The sequence below is a fragment of the Seonamhaeicola sp. S2-3 genome, from assembly GCF_001971785.1.
In the GTDB taxonomy this organism is placed as follows: Bacteria; Bacteroidota; Bacteroidia; order Flavobacteriales; family Flavobacteriaceae; genus Seonamhaeicola.
In genome coordinates this window covers 3,533,683-3,552,110 of record NZ_CP019389.1, presented here as the reverse complement: position 1 = coordinate 3,552,110, position 18,428 = coordinate 3,533,683, and the positions used below count along the sequence as shown (strand labels likewise).

At 31.1% G+C, this 18,428-nt stretch carries 20 protein-coding genes; 12 read left to right on the top strand and 8 right to left on the bottom strand.

The genetic code is table 11. The annotated features are described in order from the left end of the window. Nucleotides 1–10: 10 nt before the first annotated feature. Complete coding sequence (locus BWZ22_RS15580; protein WP_076701761.1) at nt 11–676, bottom strand: FAD-binding oxidoreductase; 666 nt, start codon at nt 674–676, stop codon at nt 11–13. Between the two features lie 140 nt (nt 677–816). Between BWZ22_RS15580 and BWZ22_RS15575 the strand changes: the two genes are divergently transcribed. Continuing rightward, a complete protein-coding gene (locus BWZ22_RS15575) occupies nt 817–1,488 on the top strand; it encodes an RNA polymerase sigma factor (RefSeq protein ID WP_076701759.1) in 672 nt (223 codons plus the stop codon). Nucleotides 1,489–1,720: 232 nt separating this feature from the next. Then, complete coding sequence (locus BWZ22_RS15570; protein WP_076701757.1) at nt 1,721–2,104, top strand: hypothetical protein; 384 nt, start codon at nt 1,721–1,723, stop codon at nt 2,102–2,104. Between the two features lie 131 nt (nt 2,105–2,235). Here BWZ22_RS15570 and BWZ22_RS16535 read toward each other — a convergent pair whose 3' ends face one another. The 4 genes from BWZ22_RS16535 to BWZ22_RS15550 form a co-directional block, all read right to left on the bottom strand. Beyond that, a complete protein-coding gene (locus BWZ22_RS16535) occupies nt 2,236–3,393 on the bottom strand; it encodes a T9SS type A sorting domain-containing protein (RefSeq protein ID WP_083692403.1) in 1,158 nt (385 codons plus the stop codon). Nucleotides 3,394–3,500: 107 nt separating this feature from the next. Then, nucleotides 3,501–4,340, bottom strand: coding sequence for a flagellar motor protein MotB (locus BWZ22_RS15560; RefSeq protein WP_076701755.1), 840 nt, complete (start codon nt 4,338–4,340; stop codon nt 3,501–3,503). Between the two features lie 108 nt (nt 4,341–4,448). Beyond that, nucleotides 4,449–5,438: a glycosyltransferase family 2 protein gene (locus BWZ22_RS15555; protein WP_076701754.1), complete on the bottom strand. Its 990-nt coding sequence runs from the start codon at nt 5,436–5,438 to the stop codon at nt 4,449–4,451. Continuing rightward, nucleotides 5,435–5,881 (bottom strand): type I restriction enzyme HsdR N-terminal domain-containing protein, encoded by a 447-nt coding sequence (locus tag BWZ22_RS15550; protein ID WP_076702584.1) that lies wholly within the window; start codon nt 5,879–5,881, stop codon nt 5,435–5,437. The genes BWZ22_RS15555 and BWZ22_RS15550 overlap by 4 nt, the downstream gene beginning before the upstream one ends. A gap of 26 nt (nt 5,882–5,907) precedes the next feature. Here BWZ22_RS15550 and holA point away from each other — a divergent pair, with 26 nt between their 5' ends. Next, nucleotides 5,908–6,912 carry a DNA polymerase III subunit delta gene (gene holA, locus BWZ22_RS15545; protein WP_076701752.1) on the top strand — a complete coding sequence of 335 codons (1,005 nt, stop codon included), beginning with the start codon at nt 5,908–5,910 and terminating at the stop codon, nt 6,910–6,912. Between the two features lie 2 nt (nt 6,913–6,914). On the opposite strand, the gene BWZ22_RS15540 is transcribed toward holA, so the two are convergent. After that, nucleotides 6,915–8,408, bottom strand: a complete 1,494-nt coding sequence (locus BWZ22_RS15540; protein WP_076701751.1) for a YfcC family protein — start codon at nt 8,406–8,408, stop codon at nt 6,915–6,917. Nucleotides 8,409–8,472: 64 nt separating this feature from the next. Between BWZ22_RS15540 and BWZ22_RS15535 the strand changes: the two genes are divergently transcribed. From BWZ22_RS15535 to BWZ22_RS15495, 8 genes are all read left to right on the top strand, one after another. Continuing rightward, on the top strand, nt 8,473–9,138 hold the full coding sequence (locus tag BWZ22_RS15535) for a uracil-DNA glycosylase (RefSeq protein WP_076701749.1): 666 nt from the start codon (nt 8,473–8,475) through the stop codon (nt 9,136–9,138). 444 nt (nt 9,139–9,582) lie between these two features. Beyond that, nucleotides 9,583–10,422, top strand: a complete 840-nt coding sequence (locus BWZ22_RS15525; protein ID WP_076701744.1) for a 1,4-dihydroxy-2-naphthoyl-CoA synthase — start codon at nt 9,583–9,585, stop codon at nt 10,420–10,422. A gap of 1 nt (nt 10,423) precedes the next feature. After that, nucleotides 10,424–11,326 carry a 1,4-dihydroxy-2-naphthoate octaprenyltransferase gene (menA, locus tag BWZ22_RS15520; RefSeq protein WP_076701742.1) on the top strand — a complete coding sequence of 301 codons (903 nt, stop codon included), beginning with the start codon at nt 10,424–10,426 and terminating at the stop codon, nt 11,324–11,326. Nucleotides 11,327–11,369: 43 nt separating this feature from the next. Further along, on the top strand, nt 11,370–12,047 hold the full coding sequence (locus BWZ22_RS15515) for a metal-dependent hydrolase (protein WP_076701739.1): 678 nt from the start codon (nt 11,370–11,372) through the stop codon (nt 12,045–12,047). Continuing rightward, nucleotides 12,048–13,091: an o-succinylbenzoate synthase gene (locus BWZ22_RS15510; RefSeq protein WP_076701737.1), complete on the top strand. Its 1,044-nt coding sequence runs from the start codon at nt 12,048–12,050 to the stop codon at nt 13,089–13,091. 10 nt (nt 13,092–13,101) lie between these two features. Next, the gene (locus BWZ22_RS15505) at nt 13,102–14,058 is read left to right on the top strand and encodes a CPBP family intramembrane glutamic endopeptidase (protein ID WP_076701734.1); all 957 of its coding nucleotides are present in this window, start codon (nt 13,102–13,104) and stop codon (nt 14,056–14,058) included. Between the two features lie 4 nt (nt 14,059–14,062). After that, entirely contained in the window at nt 14,063–15,133 is a 1,071-nt protein-coding gene (locus BWZ22_RS15500; RefSeq protein ID WP_076701732.1) for an AMP-binding protein, read from the top strand. Then, nucleotides 15,133–16,356: a class I SAM-dependent rRNA methyltransferase gene (locus tag BWZ22_RS15495; RefSeq protein WP_076701729.1), complete on the top strand. Its 1,224-nt coding sequence runs from the start codon at nt 15,133–15,135 to the stop codon at nt 16,354–16,356. The genes BWZ22_RS15500 and BWZ22_RS15495 overlap by 1 nt, the downstream gene beginning before the upstream one ends. Here the strand turns inward: BWZ22_RS15495 and BWZ22_RS15490 are convergent. Next, a complete protein-coding gene (locus tag BWZ22_RS15490) occupies nt 16,353–16,853 on the bottom strand; it encodes a hypothetical protein (RefSeq protein ID WP_076701726.1) in 501 nt (166 codons plus the stop codon). The two genes, BWZ22_RS15495 and BWZ22_RS15490, sit on opposite strands and share 4 nt — an antisense overlap. Nucleotides 16,854–17,032: 179 nt before the next feature. Between BWZ22_RS15490 and BWZ22_RS15485 the strand changes: the two genes are divergently transcribed. Continuing rightward, the gene (locus BWZ22_RS15485; RefSeq protein ID WP_076701724.1) at nt 17,033–17,980 is read left to right on the top strand and encodes a nitronate monooxygenase family protein; all 948 of its coding nucleotides are present in this window, start codon (nt 17,033–17,035) and stop codon (nt 17,978–17,980) included. Here the strand turns inward: BWZ22_RS15485 and BWZ22_RS15480 are convergent. Then, nucleotides 17,969–18,325, bottom strand: coding sequence for a hypothetical protein (locus tag BWZ22_RS15480; RefSeq protein ID WP_076701721.1), 357 nt, complete (start codon nt 18,323–18,325; stop codon nt 17,969–17,971). The two genes, BWZ22_RS15485 and BWZ22_RS15480, sit on opposite strands and share 12 nt — an antisense overlap. Between the last annotated feature and the right edge of the window lie 103 nt (nt 18,326–18,428).

Here is an 18,428-nt window from a genome sequence, read left to right as displayed (position 1 = left end):
CTTTAAGGTTTTAATAAATTAATTGAATTAAATTTTTGTTTACACCAAGTTTTAATAAATCACTTTTTACACTATCAAGGAAAGGTTTTGGTCCACATACATAAAAATATTGGTGAGTAGAGTCAATAATGTTAGTAAGTAGTTCATAATCAACTCGCCCGAAAGCATATTTACTTAAGTGGTCTCTGCTTAAAAAGTTATAAAAACTATTTCCTAAAATGGTTTCGAGTTCTTGTTTTAAGATAATATCGTGCTCCGTTCTATTGGCATAGATTAATTTATGATCTTCTATTTTATTTTTTTCTTTTAAGAGTCGAAGTATTGGTATAAAAGGCGTAATACCAGATCCTGCAGCTATAAAAACGCCTTTGCCTTTATAAGCAAAGGAATCCCAAGCATCTGTAATTAATATGGTGTCGTTTACTTTTAATTTTGATAGCGCAACAGTAATTCCATTGTGTTCTGTGTAAACTTTAATGATAAATTGTAAGTCTTTATCGTTCTCATAAATACTCGTTATGGTAAAAGGTGCTTTTAAAAATTCCGTATCTTTATGTAATGATATTTCTAATGCTTGCCCAATTTGATAAGTAAAAGACTCTGGTCTTTCAATAGATAACCGAAAAACATTGTGTGTTAACCATGTTTTATTCAGTACAGTAGCTAAATAATTCAAAACTATAGATTATTAATTAAATATATAATACGTTATCGACCTTTCATGGTCTTGTTCACTTTAGATGAAAACTTTAAAAAAAGGTTACAAAATTTGTAACCAAAAAATTGATTTTGCATCTAATTAGAAATAATACCGTTATGAATACCAGCACTACAACCAAAAAAGAACTTGAAGAAGCGTTAATAATAGAAAAAGTACTCAATGGTGAAACAGAGTTATTCGAAATTCTTATGCGCCGAAATAATGAACTATTGTTTAGAACAATCAGAAGCTATATAGATTTAGAGTCTGACGTTGAAGATGTTATGCAAGATACTTATATTAAGGCTTTTGAAAAATTATACCAATTTAAAAATGATGCTATGTTTTCTACTTGGTTAATTCGAATTGGAATAAACGAAGCTTTGCAAGGGAAAAGAAGGGCTTCTAAAATAAAAACCATTGCCTTGCAACAAGATGAAAATATATTACAAATTGAAGACAAAAACATTATGACCCCTGAACACAAAACTATGTACAAAGAATCTTCTTGTTTTATGGAAAAGGCAATAGACACACTTCCTGAAAAGTATAAAATAGTTTATATGCTCAAAGAGGTTGAAGGGTTAGCAATAACTGAAATATCGAAATGTTTAGATTTAAGCAATAGCAACGTGAAAGTGCGATTGCATAGAGCTAGAACAATGCTTAAAGATTCAATCTTAAATTTAACAGATTATACAAATATTTTTGAATTTGGTAATTCTAGATGCGATAGAATTGTTGTAAACGTTATGGAGTATATATATAAATCGCAGCCTAAATTTTAATTCTTTTATTTCTATTTAATCTAGGTGTTTATGTAATAGATATCAAAATATATAGGTCTATTGTATAATTTATTTCAATATTCATAATAACCTGAATCCTTTTTGTAATATACATATTGGGCTATGGTTTATATCACTTTTCAATAATTTATTTTTTAAACCTTTTGTTCTTTTTTGTAACCTAACATTAATTTTTGCATCCAAAGGGTGTAACAAATTAAAATAGATTAAGATGAAATCGAACAATTTAATAGTTGAGAAATTATTGTACTACACATTTGGTATTGTACCTATTGTTGCTGGTCTGGATAAGTTTACAAATATTCTAACAGAATGGACACAATACCTCTCATCAGGTATGGTTGATATGCTTCCTTTCGAAGTATCAACCTTTATGATTGTTGTAGGGATTATTGAAATAATTGCAGGAGTATTAGTGCTTATGCGTCCAATTATTGGTTCTTATGTAGTCATGGCGTGGTTAATATTAATTGCTTTAACATTAATCTTTAGTGGTTCGTTTTTAGACGTGGCAGTAAGAGACCTAGTAATGGCAATTGCGGCTTTTAGTTTAGCACAATTGTCGAGTTCAAGTTTAATAAAGACAAAGAATTAAGTTTTTATTATTTCTTCTCTTTTGTTGGTAGTTCTAAAATGGTATATTTAAAAGTTAGTCATGGTCGGAAAAAATCTCCGACCATGATTGGTTTAAACAACTCCTTTTCTTACTTAAATAGTTTTGTTCAACTATTTAATTACCAATTTTCTTGTGGCCGTTTTGTTGTTTTCTATAACTCTTAAAATATAAATTCCAGCATTTAAATGGCTTACATTAATACGTTGTTTGTTACTAACAATTTTATCTAAAACTAGTGTCCCAACGGTATTGTATAATTTTACTTGTTTTTCTAAACTACTAGCTGAAGAAATAGTGAATACATTATTGCTAACAGGGTTAGGGTAAATGCTAAAACCTTCTATTTCATTGTTTTTAACAGAAAGAGGATCTCCTACTTGTAAATATCTAGAAGCAGAATCAACTGCATAACCGTCAAATAAAACATAAATAGTATAGTTATATCCTGTATTGTCTGAAACAGGTAAGTTAAAAGAGCCATTTCCTGAAAGTGTAGTTAAGTCTGCTATTTTTGAATCATTAGCCCAAATTTCGGCAGCGTCTGCTGTATTATCTATATGGTAATTAATAGTTACACTTTCAGTTCCGTTAGGGTACTGAGCATGGTCACTAGGAGAAGTAATGCTTGGTTTTGGAAATAAATCGTGTTCAGCAATTATATTAAAGTAACTTAAAGCAAAATCTTCATCTTCTTCGGTTAAACCATTAAAAACAATTTGAAAGTATAATTTTTCTCCAGTACCTCCTGAGTTATATATTACGGTATCAAAATCTTGCATTTCATCTGTTAATGTAGTTCCGTCTCCAACACCATCAAAATTTGTGTCAAGTTGTGGAGCTGTATCTGTGCCAGAACCTGTAAAAACAAAAATATTTTGCCATACACCATTATCAATTTTGTATTGAAAAGTTACTTTATCGTCGTTGGCATCCCAGTCTTCTCCAACATTGGCATCGTCTTCTGCTGCAGCAAAAGCTACAGTAATTTCATTGACACCACTAATATCTATAGGATTATAAGATAGTATATGTGGTCCAGCATTAAGTTGTTGAGCACCAAAAAAGTGAACGCCGGCTCTATCAACATCAACATCAGCGTCATTTTGTGTGGTAACACCAAAGTAAGATTTAGAATTGTTAAAATAATCACCTGTTGTTATATAATTAGGTGTAGGGTCAAATTCAAAATTATCAATAACAAATGCATGTTGTGCAAAAGTTATAGACATAATAAATAAGGCCGTAGCCGATAAGTAGGTTTTTTTCATGTCTTTATATATTATGTGTTATAGTTTTGGGTAGTATAAAACTAAAAAAAAAACAAAAAAAAAGCCCAACCAAAGGTTGAGCTTTTTTGTTTATTTTAAAGTATCGATTATTGGTTACCAGCAGAAAGATTTTTCATTTCTTTTTCAATCATATCATAGAATTGATCGATTTTTGGTAACACAACCACACGTGTACGTCTGTTTTTTGCTCTGTTTTCAGCAGTATCATTATCAACTAAAGGCACATATTCTGCGCGTCCTGCTGCAATAAGTTGTTTTGGGTTTACACCTAAGTCTTGTAACACTCTAATAATTGATGTAGAACGTTTAACACTTAAATCCCAGTTATCTAATAAAGGTTCTTTTCTGTAAGGTACGTTATCTGTGTGACCTTCTATCATAGCCTCAAATTCAGGTTTGCTGTTTATTACTTTTGCAACCTTAGCTAAAACATCTTTTGCTTTTGAAGTTACAATATAGCTACCGCTTTTAAATAATAATTTATCTGCAATAGAAATAAATACAACACCTTTTTCTACATTTACTTCAATATCTGGATCGTTTATTCCAACTTCACGTTTTAAACTAGTTACTAAAGCTAAAGTAACACTATCCTTTTTAGTTAATGCATCTTGAAGACGATTAATTTTAAGCTCTTTCTCTTTTATGCTTTCAAGCGTTTTTTCAATACTGCTTGCACTTTTACTCGATAATACTTGTAAGTTTTCGTTATTCTTACGTAAGTCTGCAATTTGCTCTTCTAAAGCTTCTGCTCTAGCTGATGCCGATGCTCTCTCTTCTAAACATGAGTTTAGTTTAACTGTAGCAGAGTTTAATAAATCTTGAGTTTCTTTTTGTTTTTCCTGTAGTGCAGTGTATTCTTTTTTAGAAACACATGAGCTTAATACTAATAGAGATGATAAGCTTAATAATAAAAGTTTTTTCATAATAGGTTATAAGAAAATTACACGGATTAATGTTATCTAAATTTCTAATACAAAAATATGTAAAAAACCACGTAAATTACTAATGTTAACAAAACTTTTGCGTTCTAATTATAAACTTTTAAATTTTGTCTTTTTATTTATGAAATAATCAACAACTATGGATGTTCTTTGATAATGTTTTAGAGTGTTTTTTAAGGTTTTTCGTTTTTGTAGTAGTTGTTTTAAGTTTAAGTAAAAATTTATGTGCGCTTTTAAGATGGCAAGTGTGTGTTGAGGTTTTAGTTCAAATAAAAATTTAAGTCCTGCAACACCATCTAAAATAAGGCGTATTAAAATAATATAAAATAAATTTTTGCTAGCATTTTTGGTGAGCATAAATAAACTATTTCTAAAATTAAGAAATGTTTTTTGTGGGTTAGAGTTTTTTAATGTAGCACCACCAACATGATACACTTTAGAAGCCCCCACATATTTAATATGATAACCTATAATTTTTGCCCGCCAACAAAGGTCAATCTCTTCCATATGAGCAAAAAAGGAGGCATCTAATCCATTAAGTTCATTAAAAACTTGGTTTCTAATAAATAAGCAAGCCCCAGATGCCCAAAATATATCAATAGTATCGTTGTATTGGTTGTTGTCTTTTTCAATAGTATTAAAAATTCTACCGCGGCAATACGGATAGCCGTATTTATCAATAAAACCACCTGCAGCTCCAGCATATTCAAAATAGTTTTTTTGCTTGTAATCTAGTATTTTAGGTTGAATAATTGCTGTGTTGGGGGCTTCTTTAAAAGTTTTTAAAATAGGGGTTAACCAATTTTTAGTAACTTCAATATCACTATTTAGAAGACAGAAAATATCTTCATTTAAATTTTTTAAAGCATCGTTGTAACCTTTGGCATAACCACCATTTTCTTTATTTTGAATAATTTGAATAGATGGGTAGTTTTCTTCAATAAAAGTAACAGAATCATCTGTTGATGCATTATCTGCTACATAAATGGTTGCTTCTTTAGAATGTGTAATAACCGAAGGTAAAAATTGTTCTAACAACGTTTTCCCATTCCAATTTAATATAACTACGGCTATTTTCATGTTGCGTAACTAGGTATATCTCTTAAAAAGTTATAACACTCTTTTTTAAAATCCATTTGGCAATAATAATGATTTAATCCGTTAGTTACCATTAAATAGCTAGCATTTAAAACCAAGTTATATCTCGCAATTTGGTCAAAAGTACTTTGCTTAATTGCAATGTTAGGCGCTTTGCATTCTACTATTAAATGAATGCTTCCATCGGTATTAAAAACTACAATATCATAACGTTTTTTTAAGTTGTTAACTATCAATTCTTTTTCAACATTAATTAATGATTTTGGATAGTTTTTTTCATGAATTAAAAATTGAACACAGTGTTGGCGTACCCATTCCTCGGGTTGTAAAATCACAAACTTTTTACGAATGCAATCGAAAATAGAAATTTTATTTTCGTTACTTTTGAAACGAAACGAATATGTAGAAAAATTAAGTTTTTGCACTACGCAAATTTGGTGAATTTTTTTCAATGGACGAAGTCAAACAATTAGTATCCGACATAAAAAACAAAAAGTTAAAACCCATTTATTTTTTAATGGGCGAAGAACCTTATTATATAGATAAGATTTCTGATTTTATTGAAAATAATGTTTTAACTGAAGAAGAACGTGGGTTTAATCAAATGGTATTGTATGGTCGTGATGTTACTGTAGAAGATGTTGTAAGTAATGCCAAGAGATTCCCTATGATGGCAGAACATCAAGTAGTTATAGTTAAAGAAGCTCAAGACCTTTCTAGAACTATTGAAAAATTAGCTGCTTATGCCGATAATCCGCAACTAACAACGGTTCTAGTTATCAACTATAAATATAAAAAAATAGACAAACGTAAAGCACTTTATAAGGCCTTAAAAAAGAAAGGCGTTGTTTTTGAAAGTAAAAAGCTTTATGAAAATCAAGTAGCCGATTGGATTAGGCGTGTTTTATCTCCCAAAGGATACGCCATTACCCCTAAGGCAGCTCAAATGTTGGTGGAGTTTTTGGGTACAGACCTTAGTAAAATAAATAATGAATTAGAAAAACTACAAATTATTTTACCAAAAGAAACGCAAATATCTCCAGAACATATTGAAGAAAACATAGGTATAAGTAAAGACTTCAATAATTTTGAATTACGCAAAGCCATAGGAGAGAAGAATGCTGTAAAAGCGTATAGAATAATTAATTATTTTGCCGAAAACCCCAAAGATAACCCCATGGTTGTCACAGTATCGTTATTATTTAATTTCTTTTCACAATTACTGCAATTTCATGGGTTAAAAGATAAATCACCTAGAAGCGTAGCTTCTGCGCTAAAAATCAACCCATATTTTGTAAACGAATATATCACAGCAGCAAGAAACTACCCCATGCGAAAAGTAAGTGCAGTAGTGGCAACTTTAAGAAAATTTGATGTAAAAAGTAAAGGTGTTGATGCAAATGCTGTTCCGCAAGGCGATTTACTAAAAGAACTACTTTCTAGTATTTTAAATTAGTTTTATAAATAAGCCGAAACAGTTAATACAATCATAGTAAAAATTACTAAAATAATTACCAAAGGCATTACAAATTTAAGCCACTTATCATAACCAACTTTAACAATGGCTAATGATGCTAAAATTAATCCGGTTGGATTTATAAAAGCAAATAACCCCATACCGTATTGATAAGCATTAACTATTAGTTCTCTACCAACTCCAACACCATCAGCAAGCGGAGACATTATTGGCATGGTTAAAACGGCCATTCCAGATGATGATGGAATAAAAAAGGATAATCCTCCATATATATATAACATGGCGTTTATAAAAACGCCTTTATTCATACCATTTGTAACGTTACTAGCATAATACAGCATGGTGTCGCTAATTTGACCATCATCCATAAGTACCGAAACACCTCTTGCAATACCAATAATAATGGCTACTCCTAATAAATCACCAGCTCCTTTAACAAAAGTATCAACAAAAGTGTACTCCTTTATTTGTCCTATAATTCCAATTAAAATGGCTCCAACAAAAAATACGGCTATCATTTCTTCAAACCACCAACCTAAAAGAGATACGCCAGCTACCATAACAATAAAACATAAAGCAAATGCCGTTAATATTAGAGTTAATTTAGGAGTTAGTTTTATTGAGGAGCTAATATTTTTTTTAAATAAGGCTTCTATATCCTCTTTCTGATCATATATTATCGATTTGGTAGGATCATTTTTTACGCGTTTAGCATATCTTAAAATGTAAATAATACAAATTGTTAAGCCAATTGCCCACATAACAATTCTTGCAGTTAAACCTGTAGTCCAGTTAATTCCAGCAGCATCAGAAGCAATAATAGCACTAAAAGGGTTTACAGTAGAACACATAGTACCAATTGAAGAACCAATGTATATACAGCCTAAGGCCACCATAGCATCATATTTAGCTGCTAAAAAAATGGGAATTAAAATAGGGTAGAAGGCAATTGTTTCTTCGGCAAGTCCAAAAGTGGTTCCGCCAACAGCAATAAGCGTGGTAACAAGAATAATTAAAACATATTCATGCCCCTTTAAAGTTGTTGCAAGCCAAGATATACCAGCATCAAAGGCGCCTGTATAATTCATAATTCCAATTAGCCCGCCAATAAACAGTACAAGAAAAATAATATCAGAGGCTTCAATAATACCTTTTATAGGAGATTTTATAAAAGCAACAATTCCTTGTGGGGTGGCTTCTACTTTTTTATAAGTATTGGGAATGCTAATAGGTTTCCAAATATCACCATTTGTAAATTTTTCAAGAGGAATTTTAATTTCTAATTGTTTTAAGGTTTCTGTAGAAGCTTCTAAGGTTTCTGTTTTACCTAAACTTGTTCTAATAAACTTATTTTCAGACTTGTTATAAGTTAAAGTATCAAATTTACCAGAAGGAATTACCCATGTTAGAACTGCAGTTAACGCAGCAATAATTAATAAAATTGTTTGTGCTGTAGGAAACTTTAATTTTTTCAATCTAAAATATTTTTATTTCCCCCGAAGATAATATTATTTTAGTTTCGTTTTTGAAATAAATGATATGAATGTAGATATACACCAAAGTTGGAAGCCCTATTTAGAACCTGAGTTTAATAAACCTTACTTTAAAGATTTAGTGAATTTTGTAAAGTATGAGTATAAAAATCACACTTGTTACCCACCTGGTAAAAAGATTTTTAATGCGTTTAATTACTGTCATTTTAACGATGTAAAAGTGGTAATTATTGGTCAGGATCCATATCATGGGCCAGGGCAAGCTAATGGATTGTGTTTTTCAGTACATGATGGTGTGCCACATCCACCTTCATTGATTAATATTTTTAAAGAAATTGAAAACGATTTAGGCATTCCTTACCCCAAAAGTGGTGATTTATTGCGATGGTCTAAACAAGGTGTTTTACTATTAAATGCCACATTAACAGTAAGAGCAAATAACGCAGGGAGTCATCAAAAACAGGGTTGGGAAACGTTTACCGATGCAGTGATAAAAATAATTAGTGAGAATAAAAGCGATGTTGTTTTTATGCTTTGGGGAGGTTTTGCTAAGCAGAAAGTAAAATTAATTGATGCTTCAAAACATCATGTATTAACTTCAGGTCACCCATCCCCATTAAGTGCAAATAGAGGGTATTGGTTTGGGAATAGACACTTTTCTAAAGCTAATACTTTTATTAAAAGTATTGGAAAAACACCAATAAAATGGTGATTAACTTCCTGTTGGAGCTAATTCTTCAGAACTTCTTAACGAAATTTGAGGGTTCAGTACAACAATAGGCTTTTTGTTAGCCCTTGAAGTCTTTTTAGTCTTGTTAACGCTAAATTTTAACAGTAAAAAATTAATAAAAACAAGAGAAAAAATAATTAGAGTAATTGTTAATAACATAGGCATTGGGGATTATGGTTTTCGTTAAAAATACATTTTTTATCGATAAAATACAAATATAACTTCTTGTAAATTAATTTGATTACAAAAGTATTAAATAAAATACTACATAACAATACGTATTTATACTTAATTATTCATTTTTAACAGATGCATAATATTAACATAATATTATAGTTATACTCATAATTTTTTAAGAACAAAATTATTTAATTAATAGTAAGCTATTTGTTGAAATAAATTTATTTTTGACGAAAACAACAAAAAATGGAAACTGCAAATTGGGTTACAGCAAAGGAATATGAAGATATTACCTATAAAAAATGTAATGGTGTTGCTAGAATAGCATTTAATAGACCTAATGTACGTAACGCTTTTAGGCCTAAAACCACTAGTGAACTTTATGATGCTTTTTATGATGCCAATGAAGATGTAAATATTGGGGTGGTAATATTATCTGCCGAAGGACCATCTACTAAAGATGGTGTCTATTCATTTTGTAGTGGTGGCGATCAAAAGGCTAGAGGCCATCAAGGATATGTAGGAGAAGATGGTTATCATCGTTTAAACATTTTAGAAGTTCAACGCTTAATTCGTTTTATGCCTAAAGTAGTAATAGCAGTAGTACCTGGTTGGGCCGTTGGTGGCGGACATAGTTTGCATGTAGTTTGTGATTTAACGCTTGCAAGTAAAGAGCATGCTATTTTTAAACAAACTGATGCCGATGTTACCAGTTTTGACGGAGGTTATGGGTCGGCCTATTTAGCTAAAATGGTAGGACAGAAAAAAGCCAGAGAAATTTTCTTTTTAGGAAGAAATTATTCTGCACAAGAAGCGTTTGATATGGGTATGGTAAATGCTGTTATTCCGCACGATGAGCTAGAAGAAACAGCATATCAATGGGCTCAAGAAATATTAGCAAAATCGCCTACATCTATTAAGATGCTTAAATTTGCAATGAATTTAACTGATGATGGTATGGTAGGACAGCAAGTGTTTGCTGGTGAAGCCACAAGATTAGCATATATGACAGATGAAGCTAAAGAAGGGCGTAATGCATTTTTAGAAAAAAGAGCGCCTAACTTTGAAAAAAAATGGATTCCATAATATGAAGCGTTTTTCTGTTTGGGTTTCTGCTATGCGTCTTCGTACGCTTCCTTTATCAATTTCAGGAATTTTAATTGCCTCTTGTTTAGCTGCGTATAATGGCTATTTTAGTTGGCTAATATTTGTTTTGGCTATTTTAACCACTTTAAGCTTACAAATTTTATCAAATTTAGCTAATGATTATGGAGACGGCGTAAAAGGTACCGATAATGACGAAAGAATTGGTCCTGATAGAGCTATTCAATCTGGTGAAATTTCTCCTAAAGAAATGTTTAACGCAATTAAAATAAATGTTTTAATAACCATTGCGTTGGCGGTGTCTTTAATATTTGCATCCTTTGGGGTTGAGTATTTTTTATTAACAATGCTCTTTTTTGTTTTAGGGGTTTTATGTGTTATGGCTGCTATACGCTATACCGTTGGAAGTAACGCATACGGCTATAGAGGCTTAGGAGATTTATTTGTGTTTTTGTTTTTTGGATTGGTAAGTGTTTGCGGTTGTTATGTTTTATACGCAAAAACCATACATCATGTTACCTTTTTACCAGCTTGTGTAATAGGTTTGTTAAGTGCAGCTGTATTAAACTTAAATAATATGCGTGATATTGTTTCAGATGAAAAATCTAACAAAATTACTTTGGCAGTTAAGCTTGGAAGAAAAGCAGTAAAACGGTATCATTTTTTCCTAATAATCTCAGCTATTGTTTTATCTGGCTTATTCGGAATATTATATTATACCTCTCCTTTTAATTTAATTTTCATACCAGCCTATATTCCCCTAATACTTCATTTAAAAAGAGTTAATAAAAATACCAATCCTAAATTATTAGATCCCGAATTAAAAAAAATAGCCTTAACAACTTTTTTTATGGCAATTCTAATGGGAATAGGACATTTAATGTAAAATTATTTTGTACTTTTCTGTATAAAATTAAACTTTTGAAAAAATGAAAATTACATTTTTAGGTCATGCTAGTTTTAGTATTAAAATACAAGATGTTAACATTATTGTAGATCCGTTTATTACAGGAAATCCATTAGCTTCTAAAATAAATATAGACACTCTAAAAGCAGATTATATTCTTGTAACTCACGCGCACCAAGACCATATTTTAGATGTAGAAGCTATAGCCAAACGTACTGGAGCTAAAGTTATTTCAAATTATGAAATTGTAACTCATTTTGGTAATTTAGGTATAGAAGGCCACCCCATGAACCACGGAGGTAAATGGAATTTTGAATTTGGAACCCTTAAATACGTAAATGCCATACACACATCATCATTTCCAGATGGAAGTTACGGCGGGCAACCCGGTGGTTTTGTAATTGAAGGAGAACACAAAAATATTTATATAGCTGGCGATACGGCATTAACTTTTGATATGAAATTAATACCTATGCAAACTAAATTAGATTTAGCCATTTTGCCAATAGGAGACAATTTTACTATGGGTATTGATGATGCTATTGTAGCAAGTGATTTTGTTGAATGCGATAAAGTTTTAGGCTGTCATTTTGATACCTTTGGTTATATTGAAATAGACCACGATACCGCCAAAAGAAAATTTTTTGAAAAAGGAAAAGACCTCATGCTTCTTAATATAGGAGAGTTTATTGAACTATAAATGATTAAAGCTTCATACAAAAAGTACATTCTTAATTTTAAACAAGCTAGCGGAACCTCACGCGGCATTTTAAAAACTAAAGAAACTTGGTTTCTTATTTTAGAATTAAATGGTAAACAAGGCATAGGCGAGTGCGGACTTTTTAGAGGACTCTCTGCAGATGATAGACCAGATTATGAAGAGAAACTCAAATGGGTTTGTAAAAATATAAATCTACCATTAAAGCACTTATTATCTGAATTAATTGAATTTCCTAGCATTCAATTTGGAGTAGAAATGGCTTTAAAATCCTTACAGGCCCAAGATAATTTTCAATTGTTTCCTTCTAAATTTACGCAAAGCGAAGACAGTATTCCTATAAATGGTTTAATTTGGATGGGGGCTGAAGCATTCATGAAACAGCAAATTGAAGATAAAATTAAAGCTGGTTTCACTTGTATTAAAATGAAAATCGGCGCCATCGATTTTCAAACCGAATGTAATTTACTTAAATCTATTCGTCAATCATTCACTTCAAAAGAAATTGAACTTAGAGTTGATGCCAACGGTGCTTTTTCTCCTTCCGAAGCATTAGAAAAATTAAAAATACTTTCAGAATTTAATTTACACTCTATAGAACAACCAATTAAGCAGGGGCAGATAGAAGCCATGGCAAAACTTTGTGAACAAACACCTTTGCCAATTGCTTTAGATGAAGAATTAATAGGCGTGTTTTCTGTAACAGAAAAGCGTAAATTGATACAAACTATAAATCCGCAATTCATAATATTAAAGCCTAGTTTAGTAGGCGGTTTTGAAGGAAGTGATGAATGGATTAATATTGCAGAACAAAATAAAACAGGTTGGTGGATTACCAGCGCATTAGAGAGTAATATTGGGTTAAATGCTATAGCGCAATATACTTATATAAAGCAGAGCAAGTTACCACAAGGTTTGGGTACCGGAAGTTTATTTACAAATAATTTTGATAGCCCATTACAAGTAAAAAATGGTAACTTGCGCTATAATAAAAAGCAAACTTGGAATTTAGATCTTTTAACTTAAAATTATTAGAATGTATATAGCTCAGGCATTTAATGTTTTACATGATTGGTGGCGGTATTTAGTAGGTGTTATAATTGTTTCCATAGGGGTAGTTATTGGACAAATACCTTTTACAGTAGCGGTTTTAGCTAAGGCCTTTAGTAATGGAGGTGATATGACCAATTTAGACCAGTCTAAATTACTATCACTTTTAGAGCCTAATTTAAGTTTGTTTTTAATGCTTTTATCATTTGCAGTTGGTTTATTAGCTGTAATATTAGTGTCAAAGTATTTGCATAAACAAACCTTAACTCATTTAACAACAAGCAGAAAAAAGATTGATTGGAAACGTTTTTTGTTTATTTTCATTTTATGGGGTGTAATTTCTAGTAGTTTTACATTAGGTGAATATTTTGTGTCTCCTGAAGATTATCAACTTAACTTTAAGTTAGTACCGTTTTTAATACTTTGTATTATAGCCATAGTCATGGTGCCTTTACAAACAAGTTTTGAAGAGTATTTGTTCCGTGGGTATTTAATGCAAGGTATTGGGGTTATTGTTAAAAATAAATGGATACCTCTTATTACAACATCAACTGTTTTTGGCTTACTTCATATAGCTAACCCAGAGGTAGAAAAATTAGGCTATGTAATTATGGTGTATTACATAGGTACAGGCTTGTTTTTAGGAATAATAACTCTTATGGATGAGGGTATGGAATTGGCTCTTGGCTTTCATGCTGCTAACAATTTGTTTACAGCCCTTTTAGTAACTGCCGATTGGACTGCTTTTCAAACACATTCGGTTTTAAAAGATATGTCAGACCCCGAAAAAATAGGTTTTATGGAAATTTTCTTCCCTGTTTTTGTGGTGTTTCCTATATTGCTTTTTATTCTTTCTAAAAAATATAAATGGACCAATTGGAAAGATAAATTATTTGGAAGCGTAACACCTCCACCAAGTGAAGATTACAAAATTTTAGAATAAAAATATGATACCAGATTATACCAAAGTTCATAATAGATTTAAGTTAGAGCGTCATCATTACTCTTATGATGACCTTATGGAAGTAGCCTACAGTTATGTAAAAGAAGGAGAACCTTATCAACAAGAACTAGGAGATTTTTTGTTAGATTGGTTAGATAATAAAGATTATGTAGCTGTAAATACCTCAGGCTCTACCGGAAAACCTAAAAAACTAAAAATTAAAAAACAAGCTATGGTAAACTCTGCTATAGCAACAGGAGATTTCTTTAATTTATCTCCAGGTAAAAAGGTTTTAAACTGTTTGCCTTCTAACTTTATAGCTGGCAAAATGATGATTGTTAGGGCTATTATTTTAGGTTTAGAACTAGATATGGTTAGACCCTCTGTAAGTCCAAGAATTAATTTAGAAAAAGACTATGATTTTTGTGCTTTTACACCTATGCAACTTAAAAATTTTGCTAAGCATTTAAAAACTTTAAAAACCGCTATTGTTGGTGGTGGGCGTGTTTCAGACCATATTAAAGCATTAGTTCAAGACAAGAAAACGCAGGTTTATGAAACTTTTGGAATGACAGAAACGGTTTCTCATATTGCTGTTAGAAAGTTGAATAATTTTACAGGAGAACCCACAGAAAAATATTTTAAAACGCTTCCTGGAGTTACAGTTTCAAAAGATGACCGTAATTGCTTAGTAATAGAAGCTCCTAATTTAACGGATGAAAAAGTAGTTACTAATGATATTGTTGAAATTTATTCTGAAACCACATTTGATTGGTTAGGTAGGTATGATAATGTGATTATTTCTGGAGGAATTAATTTATACCCAGAGCAAATAGAAATGAAGTTAAGAGGAAAAATTAAGGAAGAATTTTTTATTGGTTCTCTGCACGATGATACCTTGGGTGATAAGTTAATTATGGTAATTGAAGGTGAAGAAAACACTATTGATAAGTCAATTTTTGATGTGTTAGATAAATATGAAGTACCCAAAGAAATATATTATTTGCCTAAGTTTGCTCAAACCTTATCAGGTAAAATTCATCGTAAAAAAACTTTAGAATTATTGAAAAAATAATTGTGTTTACAAATCACATTAAAAACACAAATACTTCAAAACGTTTAGCAGTAAAACTAAACGCTAAGGGAGAACAGTTTGTTACCAAAAAACATCCATGGGTATTTTCTAACAGTATTGTAAAAATTAATGATGATGCAACTACGGGAGATTTAGCCATCATTTTCAGTAAACGTAAAAACAAAGTTATTGGCTTGGGTTTATATGATGCAAACTCACCAATTAGAATAAAAATGATGCATTTTGAAGCAGCAGAAATCAATGCATCTTTCTTCTTAAATAAAATTGAACAAGCCTTTCAAAAACGATTACCACTATTAGAAACTAATACTAATAGTTATAGATTGATTTTTGGCGAAAATGATGGTTTCCCTGGGCTTATTGCCGATGTTTATAATAACGTTTTAGTGGTAAAATTGTATTCTGAAATTTGGTTGCCTTATTTAGAAACAGTTTTAAATTCTTTACAAAAAGTATCAAAAGCAGAAACTATTGTAATGCGTTTAAGCAGAACTTTACAACAGTCTAAAAACCACCAATTAAAAGATGGTGATGTTGTTTTCGGGACTCTAAAAAATGACGTAGTAGCCTTTGTTGAACACGGTGTAAAATTTTCAGCAAACGTCATTAAAGGTCATAAAACAGGGTATTTTTTAGATCATAGATACAACAGAAAAAGGGTTGGAGAATTCAGTAAAAATAAAACGGTTTTAGATGTGTTCTCTTATGCTGGCGGATTTTCGGTGCATGCACTATACAACGGCGCTAAAGAAGTTACCAGTTTAGATATAAGCAAACAAGCCCTAGAAATTGCTTATGAAAATGGTAAATTAAATAACTATAGTGGCAAACATTTTACTATTGCGGGTGATGCTTTTGTTGAATTGAAAAAGCTAATAACTAATAATAAAACGTTTGATGTAGTTGTTATAGATCCGCCAAGTTTTGCAAAACAACAATCTGAAATTGAGTTAGCAAAAAAGAAATACGCCCAATTAGCCAAATTAGGTGAGCAATTAACGGCTAAAAACGGACTTTTGGTTTTAGCTTCTTGTTCATCAAGGGTATTGGCTCAATCTTTTTTTGACATTAACCTTCAAACTTTAAACAATCAAAAAAGGGCATTTAAAAATATTTTAAACACCCTTCATGATGTAGACCATCCGGTTTCTTTTCCAGAAGGCGCTTATTTAAAATGTGGATATTACCGCTTTATAAATTAAATAAAGTCTCCTTTTTCATTGGTTTTAACAGTTAATATTTCGTCTTTACTTTTAATTTTTACTTTATATTCTTTTCTTACCGTATTGTTATTGCTTTGATATTTAACTAAATACACGTCTTCAACAATTCCGCAATCAGGATATTGTTTTGCAATAGCTTGCATAACAGATAATGGCAATCTTACGTTGTTATACTTTTCAATAGTTTTAATTATTTTTCCATTTTTATCGTAAGAAGCTATGATGTTACAATTATCAACATAAAAGGAAACATTAACAACATCTTTATCAGTATCGCATAAATCAGCAATTTCTTTATTGTTATAATTTAGAACAGTTTTTTCTAATTTTTTTACGCGTAGTGGCTCATTATCTATTTCTAAAGCTTCTAGATATTCATAATTTAAAGAAATAAAAGTGTCTGGTAATGCAATAGTTTGCGAGTTCATTTGAAAGCTTAATACTAACAAAAACAAACCAATAATTGTTTTTTTCATGGCAGTGTAGTTTATAATAAATTGATTTATCAAAATTAACTATGCGCGCATAATATAAAAATGATAATTATCATGTTTTCAAGTGTTTATGTTTAAAGTTGTTTGCTAATATGGTAACTAACTGATTATTAGTTGTTATGCGTGCATAATATTTTTATATTTGTATAAATCCTTATAAAATGTCTATAGCGTTAACCGAATTACTTAAAATAAAGCATCCTATAATTCAGGCTCCCATGTTTTTAGTGTCTAATGTAGATATGGTAACAGAAGCCATGAAAAGTGGTATAGCAGGTTGTATTCCCGCACTTAATTACAGAACCTTAGATGAGTTGCGTTTAGCCATTAAAACACTTAAAAAAGAAAAAGTAGAAGGAGGCGCGTTTGGATTTAACTTAATAGTTAATAAGTCAAACATTAAATACAAAGGGCAATTAGAAGTTATTTGTGAGGAAGGTTGCGATTTTATTATAACCTCTTTAGGTAGCCCAGAAGAAACCATTAAACAAGCACACAAGGCAGGTATTAAAGTATTTTGTGATGTTGTAGATTTAAAGTTTGCCAAAAAAGTTGAAGCATTAGGTGCAGATGCTATAATTGCCGTTAATAATGAAGCTGGCGGGCATAGAGGCAATATATCACCTAAAGCATTAATTACTCAATTAGTTGCTAATTGCAACATTCCTATAATTTCGGCTGGGGGTGTTGGGTGTAAAGCAGATATTGATAAAATGCTTAGTTATGGAGCCGCAGGAGTATCGGTTGGCAGTCCGTTTATAGCATCGGTTGAAGCCCAAGTTACCAATGAATACAAACAAGCCTGTGTAGATTATGGAGCTAAAGACATTGTGATGACTGAGCGTATTTCTGGTACACCTTGCACCGTAATTAACACACCTTATGTAAAAAAAATAGGAACTAAAGCTACGTGGATTGAAAATCTACTTAATAAAAATAGAAAACTAAAAAAGTGGGTTAAAATGATTCGTTTTTCAATAGGTATGAATGCCACTAAAAATGCAGCTACTAAAGCAACCTATAAAACTGTTTGGGTTGCTGGCCCCAGTATAGAGCATACTAAGGCCATTTTACCAACTAAAGAGATTGTTAAAAAGCTAGTAATTTAGCAGTGCTTGTTTACGCTTTTTGGCTTTATTTTTACCAACAAAAAGACTTAGAGTTACAGTAGCTGTTAATCCGCCAAGCGATGTTGCCGCCATATCACCTGCATCAAATCTGTTATATTCTTCGGTACTATCAATAACTTCTTTTGCAATACCCGCCAAAGTAGAGGCGCCTAAACTATACCAAAAAGCTTTCTTTTTATCTTTTGTTGAAGAATATACAATGGCATAAGTACCTGCAGATATTACTGCTCCTGCCGCAAAATGGTACTCACCATCATTTGAAATAAATTGCGCTTCACATAAGCCTGTGAATGATAAAATTAAAACGGTCACTAAAATTTTCATATTGGGTTGGTTTTGGTTAATTAGCAGTAATTTTATTAAAAAATGTAATACAACCCTTATGAAATTGTTAAACTACAATTTTCTTAGGTTAAAAAGGTTTAAT